A 718-nucleotide genomic window follows, 5' to 3' on the forward strand; every position below is an offset into this window, starting at 1 on the left:
AATTACCTTATTACCAATGAGCGATTAATTGAAGAGATGATGATTGCAAAAGAAAATCAGCTTCTAGTAAGAAGAATACTTCAACAGGTGTCTCCCACCTTTAAGCAACTACTTCTTTTAAAGTATGAGCTAGACTGGTCTTATAAACAAATTGCGGAATATGTAGATATGAAACCTGAAGCTGTCAAAACGTATTTAGCTCGTGCTAGGAAAACGTTTAAAGAAATGTATAGGAGAGAATGTCATGAAAAAAACGAATGATGAGTTAGATTCCATTTTTGATGAAAAGTCTTTACATAGAACGCTTAAAAAAGCAAAGTATAGAGCCATTTTACGAACAGTTTTTATCTCAGCACTCGTAGTTAGCTTTGCTATTGGTTTATTTGTCAAAGGAAATAATTATTTTATTGCCTCAAAAGGAGACAAGATTACTGATCGGATAATTACTGAAAATCAGGTGATGATGTCTCCAAACACATACACTAACACTGATACCATTTCAATTGGAGTTTTAAAGGGGACTATTAAAAGTGAAGTATTTAAAGTAATTGAAGACAAGGTGATACCTTGGGGTGCAGAAGATATAACTTATGATTTACTTGGCAACTTGAATGCATCATTTTCCACGAGTAGTACAATTGTCAATGACACGACAGTTTATCATATTCCTAATGGGCAACGTGAGATGTTATTTTACGTACCAAAATACAAATATAAG

General features: G+C 33.1%; 2 protein-coding genes. Both read left to right on the forward strand.

Going from position 1 to position 718, the window contains the following annotated elements; genetic code table 11:
• On the forward strand, positions 1–261 hold a 261-nt coding region (locus tag POF52_RS30945; RefSeq protein WP_271998191.1), incomplete at its 5' end, for a sigma factor-like helix-turn-helix DNA-binding protein.
• Positions 245–718, forward strand: a 474-nt coding sequence (locus POF52_RS30950) for a sigma factor regulator N-terminal domain-containing protein (protein ID WP_271998193.1), incomplete at its 3' end; no start/stop codon positions are given. The genes POF52_RS30945 and POF52_RS30950, both read left to right, overlap by 17 nt.

The sequence above is a fragment of the Priestia sp. AB genome, assembly GCF_028369225.1.
Lineage (GTDB): Bacteria > Bacillota > Bacilli > Bacillales > Bacillaceae_H > Priestia > Priestia megaterium.